This window comes from Streptomyces sp. NPDC104309, assembly GCF_055584025.1.
Genome location: NZ_JBVJMV010000002.1, coordinates 382,194 through 398,922 on the forward strand (window position 1 = coordinate 382,194; position 16,729 = coordinate 398,922).

Annotated in this window: 16 protein-coding genes and 1 pseudogene; 12 read left to right on the forward strand and 5 right to left on the reverse strand. The window is 70.5% G+C overall.

The window, feature by feature from the left end:
• Positions 1 to 32: 32 nt before the first annotated feature.
• Entirely contained in the window at positions 33 to 434 is a 402-nt protein-coding gene (locus ACZ68L_RS03505) for an ATP-binding protein (protein WP_469573831.1), read from the reverse strand.
• Between the two features lie 150 nt (positions 435 to 584).
• Here ACZ68L_RS03505 and ACZ68L_RS03510 point away from each other — a divergent pair, with 150 nt between their 5' ends.
• From ACZ68L_RS03510 to ACZ68L_RS03520, 3 genes are read left to right on the forward strand one after another with little or no spacing between them, the layout of a single operon-like run.
• The gene (locus tag ACZ68L_RS03510; RefSeq protein WP_469573833.1) at positions 585 to 1,124 is read left to right on the forward strand and encodes a UTRA domain-containing protein; all 540 of its coding nucleotides are present in this window, start codon (positions 585 to 587) and stop codon (positions 1,122 to 1,124) included.
• Positions 1,121 to 1,900: a GntR family transcriptional regulator gene (locus ACZ68L_RS03515; RefSeq protein WP_469573835.1), complete on the forward strand. Its 780-nt coding sequence runs from the start codon at positions 1,121 to 1,123 to the stop codon at positions 1,898 to 1,900. Before ACZ68L_RS03510 ends, ACZ68L_RS03515 begins: the two co-directional genes overlap by 4 nt.
• 58 nt (positions 1,901 to 1,958) lie before the next feature.
• Entirely contained in the window at positions 1,959 to 4,022 is a 2,064-nt protein-coding gene (locus ACZ68L_RS03520) for an NACHT domain-containing protein (RefSeq protein WP_469573837.1), read from the forward strand.
• Here the strand turns inward: ACZ68L_RS03520 and ACZ68L_RS03525 are convergent.
• Together ACZ68L_RS03525 and ACZ68L_RS03530 are read right to left on the reverse strand one after the other, a co-directional pair.
• A pseudogene (locus ACZ68L_RS03525) lies at positions 3,952 to 4,220 on the reverse strand (WHG domain-containing protein); the annotation flags it as partial. The gene ACZ68L_RS03520 and the pseudogene ACZ68L_RS03525 sit on opposite strands and share 71 nt — an antisense overlap.
• Before the next feature lie 91 nt (positions 4,221 to 4,311).
• Positions 4,312 to 5,751 carry an ATP-binding protein gene (locus ACZ68L_RS03530; RefSeq protein WP_469573838.1) on the reverse strand — a complete coding sequence of 480 codons (1,440 nt, stop codon included), beginning with the start codon at positions 5,749 to 5,751 and terminating at the stop codon, positions 4,312 to 4,314.
• 268 nt (positions 5,752 to 6,019) lie between these two features.
• Here ACZ68L_RS03530 and ACZ68L_RS03535 point away from each other — a divergent pair, with 268 nt between their 5' ends.
• Positions 6,020 to 6,787 carry an HNH endonuclease family protein gene (locus tag ACZ68L_RS03535; protein WP_469573839.1) on the forward strand — a complete coding sequence of 256 codons (768 nt, stop codon included), beginning with the start codon at positions 6,020 to 6,022 and terminating at the stop codon, positions 6,785 to 6,787.
• Between the two features lie 96 nt (positions 6,788 to 6,883).
• Entirely contained in the window at positions 6,884 to 7,630 is a 747-nt protein-coding gene (locus tag ACZ68L_RS03540) for an N-acetyltransferase (RefSeq protein ID WP_469573841.1), read from the forward strand.
• A gap of 87 nt (positions 7,631 to 7,717) precedes the next feature.
• On the opposite strand, the gene ACZ68L_RS03545 is transcribed toward ACZ68L_RS03540, so the two are convergent.
• Both ACZ68L_RS03545 and ACZ68L_RS03550 read right to left on the reverse strand, forming a co-directional pair.
• The gene (locus tag ACZ68L_RS03545) at positions 7,718 to 8,461 is read right to left on the reverse strand and encodes a hypothetical protein (protein ID WP_469573842.1); all 744 of its coding nucleotides are present in this window, start codon (positions 8,459 to 8,461) and stop codon (positions 7,718 to 7,720) included.
• 80 nt (positions 8,462 to 8,541) lie between these two features.
• Positions 8,542 to 8,970 (reverse strand): hypothetical protein, encoded by a 429-nt coding sequence (locus ACZ68L_RS03550; RefSeq protein ID WP_469573844.1) that lies wholly within the window; start codon positions 8,968 to 8,970, stop codon positions 8,542 to 8,544.
• A 207-nt stretch (positions 8,971 to 9,177) separates the two neighbouring features.
• Between ACZ68L_RS03550 and ACZ68L_RS03555 the strand changes: the two genes are divergently transcribed.
• The 7 genes from ACZ68L_RS03555 (at position 9,178) to ACZ68L_RS03585 (ending at position 16,518) form a co-directional block, all read left to right on the forward strand.
• A complete protein-coding gene (locus ACZ68L_RS03555; RefSeq protein WP_469573846.1) occupies positions 9,178 to 11,394 on the forward strand; it encodes an N-6 DNA methylase in 2,217 nt (738 codons plus the stop codon).
• 120 nt (positions 11,395 to 11,514) lie between these two features.
• The gene (locus ACZ68L_RS03560) at positions 11,515 to 12,228 is read left to right on the forward strand and encodes a hypothetical protein (RefSeq protein ID WP_469573848.1); all 714 of its coding nucleotides are present in this window, start codon (positions 11,515 to 11,517) and stop codon (positions 12,226 to 12,228) included.
• Positions 12,225 to 13,763, forward strand: a complete 1,539-nt coding sequence (locus ACZ68L_RS03565; RefSeq protein WP_469573850.1) for a protein kinase domain-containing protein — start codon at positions 12,225 to 12,227, stop codon at positions 13,761 to 13,763. The genes ACZ68L_RS03560 and ACZ68L_RS03565 overlap by 4 nt, the downstream gene beginning before the upstream one ends.
• Positions 13,764 to 13,920: 157 nt before the next feature.
• Positions 13,921 to 14,436, forward strand: coding sequence for a hypothetical protein (locus tag ACZ68L_RS03570; RefSeq protein ID WP_469573852.1), 516 nt, complete (start codon positions 13,921 to 13,923; stop codon positions 14,434 to 14,436).
• A gap of 227 nt (positions 14,437 to 14,663) precedes the next feature.
• Positions 14,664 to 15,497 carry a glycoside hydrolase domain-containing protein gene (locus ACZ68L_RS03575; protein WP_469573854.1) on the forward strand — a complete coding sequence of 278 codons (834 nt, stop codon included), beginning with the start codon at positions 14,664 to 14,666 and terminating at the stop codon, positions 15,495 to 15,497.
• Positions 15,498 to 15,551: 54 nt separating this feature from the next.
• Positions 15,552 to 15,746, forward strand: a complete 195-nt coding sequence (locus ACZ68L_RS03580) for a hypothetical protein (protein ID WP_469573856.1) — start codon at positions 15,552 to 15,554, stop codon at positions 15,744 to 15,746.
• A 130-nt stretch (positions 15,747 to 15,876) separates the two neighbouring features.
• Positions 15,877 to 16,518: a GNAT family N-acetyltransferase gene (locus ACZ68L_RS03585; protein ID WP_469573859.1), complete on the forward strand. Its 642-nt coding sequence runs from the start codon at positions 15,877 to 15,879 to the stop codon at positions 16,516 to 16,518.
• Positions 16,519 to 16,729: the final 211 nt, after the last annotated feature.

Here is a 16,729-nt window from a genome sequence, read left to right on the forward strand (position 1 = left end):
CCCCGTCGGACGTCCGGCGGGGCCGGTCCCTTTCACGGGGTGAGCGGTGCGGCAGGCCTCTTGAACGTGAGCCAGACGGTTTTGCCGACGATGTGGTGGTCGATGCCGAACTCCGCGGCCAGTTCATCGACCAGGAATAAGCCGCGCCCCGAGCAGCAGTCGTCTTCCGCGTGCTGGATCGCCGGTCGTCCGCCGCCGCTGTCCCGCACTTCCAGGCGTACAAGTTCCTCTGTTGCGCGGAGGCGGACGGCGAACTCCCTTCCCGGCGGGACGCCGTGCAGCAGGGCATTGGTCGCCAGTTCCGAGACGCAGAGCTTTATGTCGTCGATCAGGGGCGTGAGCTGCCACTCCGTGAGGACATCGACGACGAAGTCGCGTGAGGCACCGACAGAGGTGCGTCGTCGGGGAAAGCGCCGTTGCTGCGACAGAGACACGGTGGTCCACCGCCTTGCTCGTGGGGCATGACGCGCACACCGTACTGCTATTCGCGAAAGGCGGCAAGGTACTCTTTGGGGGGATCGAATGCTTCGCCTACCGTGTGCAGCGGCAGGGTGTCTCGGGCGTCAACTGCGAAGGAGAAGGCCGTGGGTGAAGAGAGGGCCGGTACATCCGCTCGGTACCTGGCGCCGCCCGTCCGGGGCGAAAGCGATGCCTGGGGGGCCGAGTCGGCAGCCGAAGGGCGACGAGGTGCCCAGCGGATCGTGCGCGCGGGAGAGGTGGTCGCACCTGACAGGGTGGCCGACCTCCTCCTGGTGGAGCGTGGCGGTCGTGTCGTCGAGCGACGGCGGATCATGTACCTCGACGGTGAGCCGTGCGAGTTGACCGACACCTACTACCCGCTGGAGATCGCTCGGGGAACCGGGCTGGCCGCAGCGGGCAGAATCCGGGGAGGGGCCATCCGGCTGCTCGCCGATCTGGGGTATGCCGGTGTCCGAGCGCAGGAGGATGTGGTGGCCCGCATGCCGTCCGAAGGCGAGAGAGCGTCCTTGTCGCTGGAGGCGGGTGAGCCGGTGCTCGAACTGACACGGCTCACGCTGAGTGGAGATGACCGACCCATCCAGGCCGATGTGATGGTCATGTCTCCCCGAGGTCAGAACCTGCGGTACGAGATCAGGATCGGATGACTGTGCCCGGAGTGGACGACGAGACATTGGACCGCCGCTCCCTGCATGAGCGGATCGCGGCGGATCTGCGCGACGAGATCATGTCCGGGGATCTGGCCCCGGGAGCCGGCCTCCCCTCCACCGCGCAACTCAAGGAACGGTTCTCCGCTTCGAACGCCACCGTGCAGAAGGCGTTGCAACTCCTCAAAGGCGAAAGACTGGTCATTGGACGCCCAGGTGCGTCGGTGACGGTTCGCGAGCACCGGCAGCGGACGATACGTCCGGCCGCGTACATGGCACCGGCGGCCTCCGGCCGGCCGTACCGTTGGCTGAGCGAAGCAGCGAACTCGGGTGCGCGCGCCCACAGCACCTTGATCGAGGTGGCCGAGGAGAAGCCTCCGGCAGACGTTGCTGCGGCGTTGGGCCTTCAGCTGGGTGGAACTGCGGTCCTCCGGCGTCAGCTGCTGTCGATCGACGACGAACCGGCGGAACTCGTCGCCTCCTACTACCCGTTGGACATCGCCCTCGGTACCGCCCTCACCGAACGCCGCAGAATCACCGGTGGTACGCCCACCCTTCTCACGGCACTGGGCTATCCACCTCGGGTCAGTGTGGACCGGGTGTCCGCGCGTGTCGCCACCCAGGACCAGTACCGATTGCTCCGGCTCCCCGGCGACCTGCCCGTACTGCGCACCTTGCGCATCGTCCACAGCGATGACGACCGGCCCGTCGAAGCGACGGTGATGGTCAAGGCGGGCCATCTGTACGAGGTGCAGTACGCGTTCGTCCCCGAGTGAGGGGTGCTTTGCGGGTTCGCCCGGCCGGTTGTCGGATCCGTGAGGCAGGATGCGACGCATGGAGAGGGGCAGGGAGAACAGAACCCGGAACCGCTGGATCGTGGTGACGTGCGTGCTGCCGGCCTGTTGCCTGCTGTACGTCCTGCGCCCAGGGCAGGGTGCGGAGAACCTGCCGGACCGCTTGGGCGTCGTCGGGATGCTGCTCACGGCCCTGACGCTGGTCGCGACAGTGTTCGGGGTGTGGGCGACGCAGCGGGTCGGTGCGGCGGTGGACGATGTGGCCGCGGCGCGACAACTGAGCCGGGCCGTGGCGCTGGCGGAGCCGCTGTCGCGCCGGGTGCTGGGCGGGGATCGGGTCGTCGCGGACATCACTTACCGATTCCGCCCCTACACACACGCCAGAGGCGCGGCGCCGCCCCTGGCGCCGGCCGGACGATTGGACGGTCTGGTCGCTGACTACCAGGCCCTCAGACCCCGGCGCCTGGTGGTGACGGGCCGGCCGGGAGCCGGGAAATCGGTGCTGGCCCATTCCTTCGTGGCGGAGCTCAACAAGGTCAGGGCGGATGGCGACCCCGTTCCGGTGCTGATCGCGCTCGGGGACTGGGAGCGGGAGGAGAGCTTCCGCGACTGGGTCGTCAGACATCTGGTGCGCGACTACGGCAGATCGTGGAAGCGTGCCGGTCAGCTCGTGGACGCCGGACTGGTGCTCCCGGTCATCGATGGTCTGGACGAGATGGACAGGGCGGAAGTCCCGCTCGCCGAGTCACGGGCCCAGGGCGCGCTGGACGCCCTGGCCGACTATCAGGAGGGCCTGGAACCCGCACCACTCGTCCTGACGTGCCGCACGGATCTCTACGACGCGCTCGAAGCCTCCGGAAGGCCGATGCTGGACACGGCGCGGGTCGAGATCGACCCGGTGAGTGCCGAGGCGGCTGCGGGATTCCTGTCGCGGCGCGCGGGGGCGGCCTACCGTCAGGTCGTATGGGCCCCGGTCCTGGACGAGTTGCGCGCCCGCCCTCACGGCATGCTGGCCCGTTCGCTCTCCACGCCGTGGCGCCTGGTGCTCGTGGCCACGGCGTACGAGCAGGCCAACGACCCCGGCGAACTTCTGACATGCACCACGCAGGAGGAGGTGGGCGACGTACTCCTCGGCCATTTCATCCCGTCGTCCGTCCGCACTGTCGCGGGAACGCGGAGCCGGTACGCACCCGAGGATGTGCACGCGTGGCTGGGCGCCCTCGCACGCGGTCTTCAGGTGCGGGGCGGTGGCGGGACGGATCTGGTGTTGTCCGAACTCGCCCACTCCCCGGGGGCCGTGTGGGCGAGACGGTTGTACGCCGTTCTGGTCGGTGTCCTCGCGCTCGGCCCGGTTGTGCTTCTGCTGTCCGACGGGGACAGGGATGCGATGACCTGGAGCCTGGCCGCTGTCCTTCTCGTGGTGGGAGGCATCGGGTTCCGACACCTGTGTTCCAGCGAGATCAGCCTGTGGGGACGTGCCGACTTCGCCCTGCCCCCGTGGGGCAGCCCGCTGTGGCGGGTGGGGATGCGGCTGGCATGGAACGGGAGCGGGCGCTGGGCGGTACGCGTCACCGCGATCTGGCCCGTTCTGGCGATGTGGCGGGTCGCAGCACCTCAACGATTCGGTGGCATGGAGAACGGGCCGATGACCGTGGCGATGCTGTTCACTCCCGCGCTGTTCTTCATCATGTTCTCCGCCTACTTCCTCGGTTCAGCGGCGGTGGGGCCGTCCGGCTGGCCACGCACCGGCGCTTTCTTCGCTCTGATTGTTCTGTGGCCCGCGGCTGTCCTGGTGTTCCTCAGCCGTTCTGCGGGTCTTGGCCCGACCGCCGACCTCGTACTCTTCACCATGTTCGGGTCGCTCTACTGTGCTTTGTGCGGCCCCATGGCCATGTACACGTGCTGGCTGCTGGTCAACTGCCGACGGCTGCCGTTCCGCCTGAGCCGCTTCCTGGAGTGGTCCCGGACGGCGGGGCTGATCCGGGTGACCGGTGCCGCCTACCAGTTCCGGCATCGTGAGTTCCAGGAGTGGCTCACACGCCACCCCGCTCCGGCCCGTCCGACGCCGAGCGCTCATCCGCCGGCGCGAACACCGACCCCGTGACTGAGCGGAACACCTCCTCGGGGTCCCGGCCGCCCGCCGCCCCTCCAGGTTGCCGCTCAGCAGCAGGGTGGCGAATCCGTGGGCCGTCGACCAGGCGGCGACGGCGGTGAGCAGGCCCGTGCGGTCCTTGAAGTGGTGGGCGGGGGCCGCGTGGGAGACGCCGAAGGTGTGAGCCACCGTGTGCCATGACGACGCGGCGCCAGAGACTCAGGCGGTACGGGATCCGGATCGGGTGACTGCGCCCGGCCCCGAAGCGGAGGGACCGGATCCTGACTGCCGCCCGCATTCCTCACCCGCGCCAGGCGGCCAGCAGATCCGCAGAGGTGAGCGTCAGGTCCGGGCGTACGCCGTCCTCGACCCCCGCCGGGCACACCGCCAGCAGCGGGGCCGCCGACGCGCCCGGTACGGCGGACCGTGCCTCGGCGAGGTGCGCGAGTTCGCGGTCGCTGAAGCGCTTGGTCTCGCGCCACTTGACCGAGCCGAGGAGGAGCGTGCGCTTCCCCGAGGCGGCGGGGACGACGATGTCGTACTCCTGGCTGTTGTCGCGGTTCCACCAGCTCCCCACCTGTCCGGCGCCCTCCAGCCCCGGTAGCTCCGGGGCGAGCCGGTACACCGCCTCCTGGACGAGTGGCTCGATGGCGCGGCCCCGCCAGCTCGGCCAGCCCCGGTCGAAGACGGCGCGGGCGATGTCCGGCCGGCCGCGGGCGATGTGGGCCTGCTGTTCCTCGATGAAGCGGAACCAGAAGCGCAGGTAAGGGTCGTCGATGCGGTAGCGCCGCAGCCTGCTGTTCGCGGGCGCGCCCACCGGTACGTCCACGCTGACCACCCCCTTGTCGGCGAGCACCTTTATGGCCCTGGTGACCGCTGTGTGCGCGGTGCTTCCTTCCTCGGGAAGCCTTCCGACGACCTGGGTGAACGTGCTGACTCCGACATCGGTACCCCCCATCGCGGACAGGACGCGCCGCGCCTGCTGCGCGTCGGGGAATTCGGCGTCGAGAGACCGCTGTCCCATGACCGCCAGATCGCTGTTCTCGTCACCGAGCTGTTCGTGCACGAACGCCCGAGTGCTGCGCGCGCGTGCTCGGTCCAGCACCAGGCGTGGGTAGCCCCCGGTGACGAGCGCGGTGTCGAAAGCGGCCAGCGGGTTCCCACCGCTGCCCAGGGCCTCGGCGCACTCGGCGGGGTCGAAGGGAGCGACAGTGGTGCTCCTGGCCCGGCCGTAGAGCGGCCTGTCGTGTTCGGTCAGCCGCTCCATCATCCCGACGTCGGAGCCGATCAGTACGAAGAGAACAGGAGTGTTCTCCAGCTGCCGGTCCCAGGCGTTCTGGAGCTGCCCCTCCAGGGTCGGATCCGCCGCGGCAGCCCACGGGAACTCGTCGATGACGACGACGGAGGGGGTGCTGCGGCAGGCGACGGCGATCCTGCCCAATGCGTCCCGCCAGTCGGTGGGTGGAGCGGAGAAGAGCGAATCGGCATCGGCGAGCGGGGTCGTCGACGTGTGCAGCTCGGCTGTGAGGGTCCGGAGCTGGGTGGCCGGCGATGCGTTCTTCACGGCGGAGAAGTAGAGGTAGGGCAGCCCCGACTGCTCGACGAAGCGCGTGAAGAGCCGGGATTTCCCCACCTGGCGGCGCCCGCGCACGGCGAGCAGCTGACCGGTTCCGGACTCCCGGATGCGCAGCATGCGGCGTTCCAGATCGGCGAGTGTGCGTTGACGGCCGTAGAAACCCATGCGTCTACCTCCCGGATCTCGGCGACACATGCATGGATGAATCATACGTCGAGGAAACATACATAGATGAATGTTAACCGGAGCTGGGATCGGGGGGTATTGGTGAACAGGCTGTAGCCCCCGGTGGCGAACCTGCCGTGGCCCGGCGGCTCGACGGGAGTGTGATTCAGGCCGCATCCGGCCCGAACGGTAGCCATGTGCATGCCTCCCGGGGAAGACCTCCGTAGGATTCCCGGGATCAGCTTTCTCCCCGTCAGGACGGCTTCGAGTGATACCTCCCCGCGCGTACCGAGTGATGCTGCCCGCCCTCAGTGTGGCGGCGGTGCTGGCCCTGGCCGGCTGTGACCCCGAGCAGACGTCCTCCGGGGCTGGGCAGCAGGGCGGCGGGCAGGCCGCCACCGGATTCGGGGCCAGCCCGCTCGACAACGCCGACGGTACGAAGCCGGGCCTCGCGCCGCTCACGTCCGAGGCGGACCAGGCGGCCGGCCGGAAGATCATCGAGAAGGTGGCGACGAAGGGGCGAGGCCCGAAGACCGGGTACGCACGCGACAAGTTCGGTTACGCCTGGAAGGACTCGGTCGACGGGATACCGCTGGCCAGGAACGGCTGCGACACCCGTAACGACCTCCTCAACAGGGACGGCAAGGACGTGAAGTTCCGGTCCGGGTCGGACTGTGTGGTCGTGTCGATGACCCTCAAGGACCCGTACACCGGCTCGACCATCGAGTGGCGCAAGCAGCAGGCCACCAAGGTCCAGATCGACCACGTCATGCCGCTCTCGTACGACTGGCAGATGGGCGCCGCCCGCTGGAACGAGACCAAGCGGCAGCAGATCGCCAACGATCCGCTCAACCTCCTTCCGGTGGACGGCCCGGCCAACAACGCCAAGCGTGACTCCGGTCCGGCGTCCTGGCTGCCGCCGTACAAGCCGGTCCGCTGCTCGTACGCGGTGCGGTTCGCGCAGGTCTCGCTGAAGTACGCGCTTCCGGTCACCGCCGCGGACAAGCAGGCGATGCTGGAGCAGTGCGGGGGATGACGGGCGGGCGCCCCGCTCCGAACTGTCCGTGTCCAAGGCTGTGACGTGCGGAAAAACGGTTTGGCGCCGGGAACGCCGTTGCCTAGCGTGGGGCGCATGGACCTGACCATCACCACCGTCGCCGCCCGTCCCGAGCTCGCCGGGGCGGCAGGACGGATGCCGGACAGCTGGCCGGGATTCGTCCTGGAGGACTTGGTGGGCTGGGCGAACTACCCCAGGATCGCCGTCGATTTCCCGGAGTACGTGCTCGTCGCGACGGACGAGGACGGCGCCGTTGTCGCACGGGCGTACAGCGTGCCGTTCGCGCTGCATGTTCCGGGGCGGGAGGAACTGCCCGAGGGCGGCTGGGACCGCGTGCTGCTGTGGGCGTTCTCGGACCTGCGGCACGGACGTACGCCGGACACCGTCAGCGCGATCGAGATCGCGGTCGCCGACGGGCACCAGGGGCGGGGGATCTCGGCACGGATGGTCGCCGCGATGCGGGAGAACGCCGGAAGACTCGGTTTCGCGGACCTTGTCGCCCCGGTGCGACCGAGCGCCAAACACCTGGACGCCTCGGCCCCGATGGAGGAGTACGCCCGCCGGACCCGGGCGGAAGACGGACTTCCGTACGATCCGTGGCTGCGTGTCCATGTGCGGGCCGGTGGGGTGATCGAGGCGGTGGCGCCGGTGTCGATGACCGTGTCCGCTTCCCTCGCACGGTGGCGGTCCTGGACCGGCCTGCCGTTCGACGAGGACGGCCCGGTGGAGGTGCCGGGGGCACTGGTACCGGTGCAGTGTTCGGTGGCTCACGGGTACGCGGTGTACGTGGAGCCCAACGTATGGGTGCGGCACCGCGTGTAGACGCCCGTCGTGGCCCCGGCACGGGCGCCGGAAGGCAGCCGCCCGTGGGGGCGCAGCCCTCCGGGCGTGCGGGCGTACGGGTGGGGGTCAGCCGGCCGGCTTGTCCGGGTCGACGATGTCCTTGGCGGCCGGCTCCTTCACCACGACGGGCTTGTCGAAGTCGGAGAGCGTCATCGTCATCGGCTCCTTGCCGCCCTTCGCGTCGACCTTGAGGACGTACGGGGCGCCTTCGGTGGCCACCAGCATCGTGTAGGTGCCTTCGCTGTCCTTCTCGGTGAGACGCAGCGCTCGTTGGCCGTCGACGGTGGTCTCACCGTTCTTGCGGGCCGCGTTGTCGTTTGTCTCGAAGTCCTTCAGCAGTGCACCCAGGTCGCAGAATTCGAGCATGTCCTTGTTGTCGGCGTCCGAGGCCTTCGACTTCATCCAGTGGCCGGCGAGCAGGTCGACCGCGGCGTCGACGTCCGCGGCGGGCTCGCCCTTGGACTGCTCGCGCAGCATCGCCTCGTCGAACTTCGTGTAGAGCGTGTCGCCGGTCTTGCGGACCTCCATGGTGCCCGCCGGGCCGATGGACATCGTTCCGGTGCAGGCACCGGAGGTGCTCATGGCGAAGTGGGCGGAGATCGGTCCGTCGGCCGTCTTCATGTCGACGGCGATCTTCATGGACTTCGCCTTCTTCGTGGTCTTGAGCGCCTTGTTGGCGACTTCGGGGCCCGACATGTCCGCGAAGGGGCCGGTCGCCTTGGCGGGCGAGGCGTCGGTGCCGCAGGCGGCCAGGCCGAGGACGGTGAGGGCGCAGAGGGTGTTGACGGTGGTACGGGCGAGAACGCGCATGGCGGAGGTCTCCGTGAGGTGAGCGGGGTGGGGAGAGGGGCGGGACGGGGAACGCGCGGTGGGCGGGCTTCGCGGGCGCTTCAGCGGAGGGCTGGGCGTGGACCGGCGGAGAGGTGCGAACCGGCGGAGAGGTACGGACCGGCGGAGAGGTGCGGAGCGGTGGAGGGCGCCGGCGTGGTGTCGGCGGCGGCAGCCTTGGTCACGAGCACCGCGCCGACGCCCGAGAGCGTCAGCGCGATCACGCCGAGCACGGCTCCGAAGGTGGTCGTCCCACGATTGGTGGCCTCGCCGCGGCTGGTGCGGCCCCGGCCGGTCAGGCCGAGCGCGAGAGCGAGCAGCCCCAGCGCCGCCGCGAGCCAGAAGAGCGCCCAGACCAGGCCCACGACGCTGCTGGTGATGCCGAGGACGAGCGCCGTGGTGCCCAGCCCGTTGCGCGCCGGACGCTCGCCCGGTGTGCGAGCGGGGGCGTACGCCTGCTGCTGCTGCGGCGGTTCGGGGTACCCGGACATGGCTGGACCCTTCGGTGAAGTTCGGCAAGGGGCGTGAACGGCCGCCCGAATCCCTGGAGATGCGGCGACACGTCAATAACAGCAGAGCTTGTGAACCGAGTCAACACGGTTCACACGTGACGTTCTCTGTCATGCTGTGAACCGATGTGATCGGCCGGAGGTCGGTATGCTCACACACACAGCGCCGACGGATCAGGGAGACAGTCAGTGCCGGAGAACTCGACCGAGGTGACCGCGGCCGGCATCGCCCGGCTCGCGGGCGTGGGACGCGCCGCCGTCAGCAACTGGCGCCGCCGGCACGCCGACTTCCCCAAGCCCGTCGGCGGCACCGAGACGAGCCCGTCCTTCGCGCTGCGCGAGGTCGAGCAGTGGCTGCGCGACCAGGGCAAGCTCGCGGAGGTCCCGCTCCGTGAACGGGTCTGGCAGCAGCTCGCGGGGCACCCGGCCGGCCCGGTCCACGCCCTGGTCCACACCGGCTGCGCCCTGCTGTTCCTGCGGGACAGCCCCCGCGCCTGGAGGGAGACCGTCGCCGTGTCGGACGAGGCGATGGCCGGTGTGCTGTCCCTCGCCCTCGACGATCTGCTCGCCGCCCGCTTCGGACCGGCGGCGGAACCCGGGCGGGCCGTTCACGCCCCCGGCCGCGCGGAGCTGCTCCCGTCCGTTCCGCTGCTCCGGGGCGTCGCGGAGCTCGCCGCGGAGAACGGTGCCCGGGAGACCTTCGAGTTCCTGCTCGGCCGCCAACTGGACGCCAACCCGCGCCAGTACACACTCACCCCGCCCGGCCTCGCCGCACTCATGGCAGCCCTGGCGGAGACCGGGAAGCAGCCGGCCCGTACGGTCCTCGACCCCGCGGCGGGCACCGGCGCCCTGCTGCGCGCAGTCGGTCGCCCGACCGCTCTGTACGCGCAGGAGACCGACCCCGACCTCGCCGCGCTCACCGCGCTGCGGCTCGCCCTGCACACCGGCCCCGCCACCGGCTGTGCCCTCGCGGTACGGACCGGTGACACCCTGCGCGCCGACGCCTTCCCGCAACTCGCCGCCGACGCCGTGCTCTGCCACCCGCCGTTCAACGAGCGCAACTGGGGCCACGACGAACTCGCCTACGACCCACGCTGGGAGTACGGCTTCCCGGCCCGTACGGAGTCCGAACTGGCCTGGGTCCAGCACGCCCTGGCCCGTCTGCGCGAGGGCGGCACCGCCGTACTGCTGATGCCTCCGGCCGCCGCTTCGCGCCGTTCCGGCCGCCGGATCCGCGCCGATCTGCTGCGCCGCGGCGCCCTGCGCGCCGTCATCGCGCTCCCCGCCGGCGCCGCGCCTCCGTACGGCATCCCGCTCCACCTCTGGGTACTGCGCAAGCCGGTCGGCGGCCTACGTCCCTCGCCGGAACTGCTGCTCGTCGACACGGCCGAATCCGCCGAACCCCCGGCCGCGGGCCCGGCCGTCACCGCCCCGTCCGGCGGGCGTGACCGGCTCGACTGGCAGGCGGTACGCAGCACCGTGCTCGCCGCCTGGCAGTCGTTCGAGGGCGAGGGCGAGGGCGAGGGCGAGGGCGCGGCCGAAGGTGCGGGCGAGGGCACAGGCGCAGGCGCGGGAACAGGCAAGAGCACAGGCGGAGACAGGGCCGGCCGGGCGGACGGGACCGGCTCCGTCCGCCCGCTCGGGACCCGCCCGGGGGCCGGCCGGGTCGTCCCCGTCATCGAACTCCTCGACGACGACGTGGACCTGGCCCCCGCCCGCCATCTGCCACCCCCGGCCGCCGCGGACGGACCGGCCGAACTGATCCGGGTACGGGAACGGCTCACCGAGACGCTCGGTCTCACCGGCACCCTCACCCCGCCGGCCGTGACCCTCTCCGACCCGGCCCACTGGCCGCTCACCACCGTCGGCGAACTCGCCCGCGCCGGCGCACTCCAGCTCCGCACCGGCGGCTCCGGCACCGGCCCGCTCCCCGTCCTCACGGAACACGACGTCCTCGGCTCCACCGCCCCTTCGGGAAGCCTGCCCACCGACGGGCCCCCCGAGGAGCCGGTCCTCGTCGAGACGGGCGACGTCGTCGTTCCCGTGCTCGGCGGCGGCGCCGTCGCCCGCGTCATCGACGACACCACCGCGGGGGCCGCGCTGGGCCGCAACCTCCAGCTGCTGCGCCCCGATCCGACCGCCCTCGACCCCTGGTTCCTCGCCGGCTTCCTGCGCGGCACCGCCAACAACCGCCAGGCCAGCAGCTACGCCTCCACCGCCACCCGGCTGGACGCCCGCCGCCTCCAACTGCCCCGGCTGCCACTCGCGGAACAGCGGAGGTACGGGGAACGGTTCCGTGCCCTGGCCGCGTTCGAGGACGCGCTCCGACTGGCCGGCCGGCTCGGCGGACAGCTGGTGCGGGGGATGTACGACGGGCTGGCGGACGGCACGGTCCCGCCGAAGTGACGTGATCCACAACGGTTCGGTACAACCCGGGGCCCGTTGTCGGTGACGCCCTTTACGCTCGGAGCTGCGTACACGGAGCGTGTGCGCGGACGTTCCACGACGAGGTCTCCAGGAGCAGCCATGTACGCCCCCGGTCATCCGCCGCCGCCGCACCGGGTTCCCAGCCGGGCCTGGATCGTCTCGATGCGCGTGCTGTTCGTCGTGCTCCCGGTGTGCTCGCTCGGACTGCTGCTGTGGAGCCCGCTGCTCCGCCTCGCGATCGTGCGCCGCCGGGCCTCCGACGTGTGGCTGACCGGGGCCGGTTTCGTGTTCATCTGCGTGTTCGTGGCGATCCTCGGCAGGGACGGCAACGACGAGCCCGTCGGCATCGACAACGTGCTCATACCGCTGATGATGCTGCTGATGGTGGCCGCGGTTGTCTACTACCTGGTCGGGGACATCCGGCACTACGCACACCTCACGAAGTGGAACCTCATGGGTGGATATGCGCCCTGGGCACCGGGATACGCGTACGCGACCACGATGCCGATGCGCACGCCCGCCCCCGCGCCCGCCCCCGCTCCCACAACTGAGCCCGCCCCCGCCCCCACGGACGCGCCCGCGCCCGCCGCCACACCTGCGCCCGCGCCTGCCCCCACGGACGCGCCCACACCTGCCCCCACGCCCGCTCCCACAGACGCCTTCGCCCCCGCCCCCGCCCCCGCCCCCGCTCCCGCCCCCGCGCAGCGGCCCCCGGCCTCGGCCCGGTCGCCGCACCGGCCTCAGCGGATCGACCAGGTCCGGGCCGAGCTGGACGAGTTGAGCGACTACCTCCGCAAGGAGGAGGGCCGGTGAGCGGGCGCCTCATCGGCGGGCGGTACGAGCTGGCGACCGTCCTCGGCCAGGGCGGCATGGGTCAGGTCTGGACGGCCTACGACCAGCGTCTGGACCGCCGGGTCGCGGTGAAGCTGCTCCGCCCCGACCGGGTCACCGGCCCCATCGGCAGCGAGGCCGCGGGCGAGCTGCGCCGCCGCTTCGTCCGCGAGTGCCGGGTCACCGCCCAGGTCGACCACCCGGGCCTGGTCACGGTCCACGACGCGGGCAGCGAGGGCGACGAACTGTTCCTCGTCATGCAGTACGTCGAGGGTGCCGACCTCGCCGACCACCTCGCCGAGCACGACCCGTACCCGTGGCAGTGGTCCGTCGCGGTCGCCGCCCAGCTCTGTGCCGTCCTCTGCGCGGTGCACGCGGTGCCGATCGTCCACCGCGACCTCAAGCCCCGCAATGTGGTGGTCCGTCCCGACGGCACCGTCACCGTTCTGGACCTGGGCGTCGCCTCGGTCCTGGACACCGACACCACGCGTCTCACCCACACGGGTTCGCCGATCGGTTCCCCGGCCTACATGGCGCCCGAGCAGGCGATGGGCGGTGCCGTCGGTCCGTACACCGATCTTTACGCCCTCGGTGTACTCCTCCACGAACTCCTCAGCGGGGACGTGCCGTTCGCCGGATCGACCGCTCTCGGCGTGCTGCACCGCCACCTCCACGAGTCGCCGCTCCCGGTCCGCCGGGTCCGGCCAGACATCCCCGAACCCCTCGAAGCCCTGGTGCTGCGGCTGTTGGCCAAGGACCCGCAGCACCGCCCGGCCAACGCCCAGGAGGTGTACGAACACCTCGCCCCGCTGCTCCCCTCGCCGGGCGCCGGGATCCCCACGGGCCCGCTCGACCCGACGCGTCCCTTCCTGCGCCCGCACGCCCCGTGGCCCGACCGCGCCGGCACCCCGGCCCAGCCCCCGGCCCCGCCCGCCCCGGCGGCGGACCGGCGCGATGTCGCCGTCGCCGTCGACGATGTCAAGAAGCTGCTCGGCGAGGGCCGGATCACCCAGGCCGTGGACATCCTCGGCTCCATCCTCCCGGTCGCGGCCGAACAGCACGGTGAGGACTCCGCCGTCGTCCGCATCCTGCGCAAGCAGTACGCGGCGACGCTGATGGACGACGGCCAGTACCGCCGTGTCCTGCCCGAGCTGCGCCGCCTCGCCGTGGACCGCGCGGCGGAGGCGGGCCCGGCCGACGCCCAGACACTCCAGTTCCGCTACGACGCGGCCCAGTGCCTGGAACAGCTCGGCGAACCGGCCGCCGCGCTCGCGGAGTTCCGCGCGGTCCTCCCGTACTACGAGAACCATCACGCCACGGGCGGCGACCCGGCCCGCTCCTTCGAGATCCGCAACCGCGTCGCGCACCTGCTGCTCGCGGTCGGCGACCACGTGGCGGCGCGCGTGCAGTTGCAGGGGCTGCTGTACGACACGGAGCGGGCCTACGGACCGCACCATCCGCTGCCCGCGGAGCTGCGCCGCCGCCTCGACCGACAGGCCGAGATGCGGGGCGGCTGACGGAGGCTTACCGGGGACCGACAGGGTGGAGATCTCCAGCCTGTCCGAGGGAGCCGAGTCGGATGAGGGGCGGCACGGTGGCAGGTGTTCGTGTGGCAAGGTACCCCCGGCACGCGTGCTGAGCTGCACACAGTCTCAAGAGCCTTGCACTCCTGGTGTGGTCGTCGCTCCAGGTGTGGTTCTCTGCGTCCGCTCGCCGCGCCGTACTTTTTCGATCCATCTGGAGTGGTGTGTTTTGAACGCGAGACGACATCGGGCCCTGCTGACGGCTGTTGCGGACATGCTGGAGTCCGGTGAGCAGGTCGAGGTGACCACGCTGGTAAATCTGAGCGAGGTCTCGTTCAAGAAGAACATAGTGATGGGGGTTGCTGCGGCCGTCCTGAGCGGTGGTGCGATGACTGTGGCTGCGGCTCCGCAGCCGATGTACCTAGCGGTGACCGGGAAGCGTCTGTTCATATTCCAGGCGAACCAGTTCTTTGTGAAGCCGGACCGGCACGTGGCCACGTTCCAGATCAAGGACGTGAAGCGGACCGAGGCCAAGCGGGGGCTGCTGAAGCATTCGTTCATCCTGGTCGACGAGTCGCTGGGGAGGGCTCTGCGTCTCTTCTTCCCGCTGGTCAGCCGTAAGGAACTGGACGCGGTGGCACGACGGATCGCTGTGACGTCGGCGTAGGAACCGACAGATCCGAGGTCTGGCCACCCGTCCGGAGAGGGCCGGTGGGCCCCGACGTAGGCGGCGAAGGCAATGAGCACGCCAAATTTCTGCAACGGCTACGCAGAACACCCCTTTTGTCGGTGAGCCGGCGATCACGGTGTGAGACCGTGATCTGCCGCCGGGGCGGCTGACGACCCGCCTGCCCCGTCGGCCTCACACTTCTTTCGAGCACCTTCGAGGTCTCCGTGCCTTCTCACCGCATATCCAAGAAGCGCCGCCGTATCTCCCTGGCCGTGGCGGGCGTCGCCGTTCTCGCCGGGGGCGCGTTCGTCGCCCAGGCCGCCACCGCCACCACGGTCTCCAGGCCCGCACCGAAGATCTACACCGGGCATGTCTTCGACACCTGCACCGCACCGTCGCTGACCACCATGAAGGGCTGGTACAGCTCCTCCGTCTACCACGGAGCCGCCGTGTACGTCGGCGGGAAGAACCGCGGCTGCGCACAGCCCAACCTCACCGCCTCCTGGGTGAAGTCCGTCAGCGCCACCGGATGGAAGCTGGTCCCGCTGTACGTCGGCGCGCAGCCGCCGTGCCAGACGAGCGCCAACCCGGAGAAGATGACCGCCGCCAACGCCACCTCGCTCGGCGTCACCGACGCCAACGACGCCGTGGCGAAGGAGGCCGCGCTCGGCATGAAGCCGGGCAGCCCGGTCTACCTCGACATGGAGTACTTCGACCCGAAGAACACCTCCTGTGTGAACACGGTGCTCGCCTACATCCGGTCCTTCGACAAGACGGTCAAGGCCAAGGGGTACTGGTCCGGCTTCTACGGCTTCAGCAACTCCAGCGCCGCCGTCGTGGCCAACGCCACGAACCGTACGGACCTGCCGGAGATCCTCTGGTACGCCCGTTACGACGACGTGTACTCCACCACCAAGGGCTTCCCGTACGCCTCGACGCTGTACACCGGGCACCGCCGCGGCCACCAGTACGCCGTCAACAAGAAGGTGACGCACACCGGAGGTACGCTCACGATCGACCGGAACGCCTGGGACGCCCCGGTCGCGATCGTGGGCTAGGGCCTCTCGTCCGGATCACTCCCGCCGGCCGAGGCGGTCGTGGATGATGTCCCGGTGACTGACCGCATCAACGCTCTGCTCTCGGCCTTCGGTGTCCTTGTCGGCATGTTGTTGCTCGCCTTTGCCGTTCGTGAGTACCGCTCCGGGGCATCAGCCCTCTGGATCGGGGCCGGAGCTGCGATCTTCCTCAGCGCCCTGTACACGCTCGTGCGGGATGTGCGGCGGCTCCGCACAGGGGCGTCGGCCTGACGAGCGGCACCGGTTTCCGGCCGGGCCCCTTGGGCCGACCCGCGTCGGACTTGGCGCTCACGCCCGTGACGGGCCGTCCGGGGACGGAAATGACTGGTCCGCCGGTCCCGGCGGCCAGTAGCCTCCGACCGTGATCGAGGACGTGACAGAGGCTGTGGCCGGGCGTGCCGGTGAGGAACCGGAGGACGGGGAGACGGGGTCGCCTCGGGAGGTTTGCTGGCGGGGCAGGGGCGTCGCCTTCGCGCCGCTCGACATCGACGACGCGGAGCTGGTCCATGTCTGGCGCGCCGACCCCGTGGCCGCCCATGAGGTCGGCATGTGGCCGCGTTCCCTCTCCGCTGTACGCGAGCGCATCGAGCGCGACCGCGACGAGCACGACCGCGACGACTTCCTCGTCCTGCTCCCCGACGGCACGCCGATCGGCCACATCGCCCTGACGGACCAGGACATGGTCGACGGCACGGCCGAGATCATGCTGGTACTGGACCCCGACCACCGGGGCCGGGGCCATGGGGTGGACGCCGTGGACGCGCTGGTCGACCTCGCCTTCGGCGAACTGCCCATGCACCGCATCCAGGCCGTCACCCATACCACCAACACCGCGGCCCTCGGCGTCCTGGCCGGGGCCGGGTTCGTCCAGGAGGGGGTGCGCCGCTCCGCCTGCCTGCACCGGGGCCGCCGGCACGACGTCGCGGTGCTGGCCCTGCTCCGGGACGAATGGCAGGCGCTCACCCGACCCCGGTCCTGGGACGTGCCGGTCACCGGCCGGTGACCTGAGTCAGGGATTCCTCGGTGGTTCACTCCTGGGCGGCGTGAGCTTCGCTGCTCTGCCCTTCGACTCCACGGTCCGGGACCCGCAGGACGGATCTCTGATCCGAATGAGGGGCGCCTAAGGGCTGTCCCGTAATCCGTGGTGGATCAGCGCGCGGCGTCGGATGCGGTGCATCGCAAGGCGGAGGGACGTCCGCATACTGGATGTATGC

Bases quoted from the DNA above. Each gene is read 5' to 3' on its own strand.
- ACZ68L_RS03515 (WP_469573835.1), top strand. From the start codon at position 1,121: ATGACTGTGCCCGGAGTGGACGACGAGACATTGGACCGCCGCTCCCTG.
- ACZ68L_RS03520 (WP_469573837.1), top strand. From the start codon at position 1,959: ATGGAGAGGGGCAGGGAGAACAGAACCCGGAACCGCTGGATCGTGGTG.
- ACZ68L_RS03530 (WP_469573838.1), bottom strand. From the start codon at position 5,751: ATGGGTTTCTACGGCCGTCAACGCACACTCGCCGATCTGGAACGCCGC.
- ACZ68L_RS03540 (WP_469573841.1), top strand. From the start codon at position 6,884: ATGGACCTGACCATCACCACCGTCGCCGCCCGTCCCGAGCTCGCCGGG.
- ACZ68L_RS03545 (WP_469573842.1), bottom strand. From the start codon at position 8,461: ATGCGCGTTCTCGCCCGTACCACCGTCAACACCCTCTGCGCCCTCACC.
- ACZ68L_RS03550 (WP_469573844.1), bottom strand. From the start codon at position 8,970: ATGTCCGGGTACCCCGAACCGCCGCAGCAGCAGCAGGCGTACGCCCCC.
- ACZ68L_RS03560 (WP_469573848.1), top strand. From the start codon at position 11,515: ATGTACGCCCCCGGTCATCCGCCGCCGCCGCACCGGGTTCCCAGCCGG.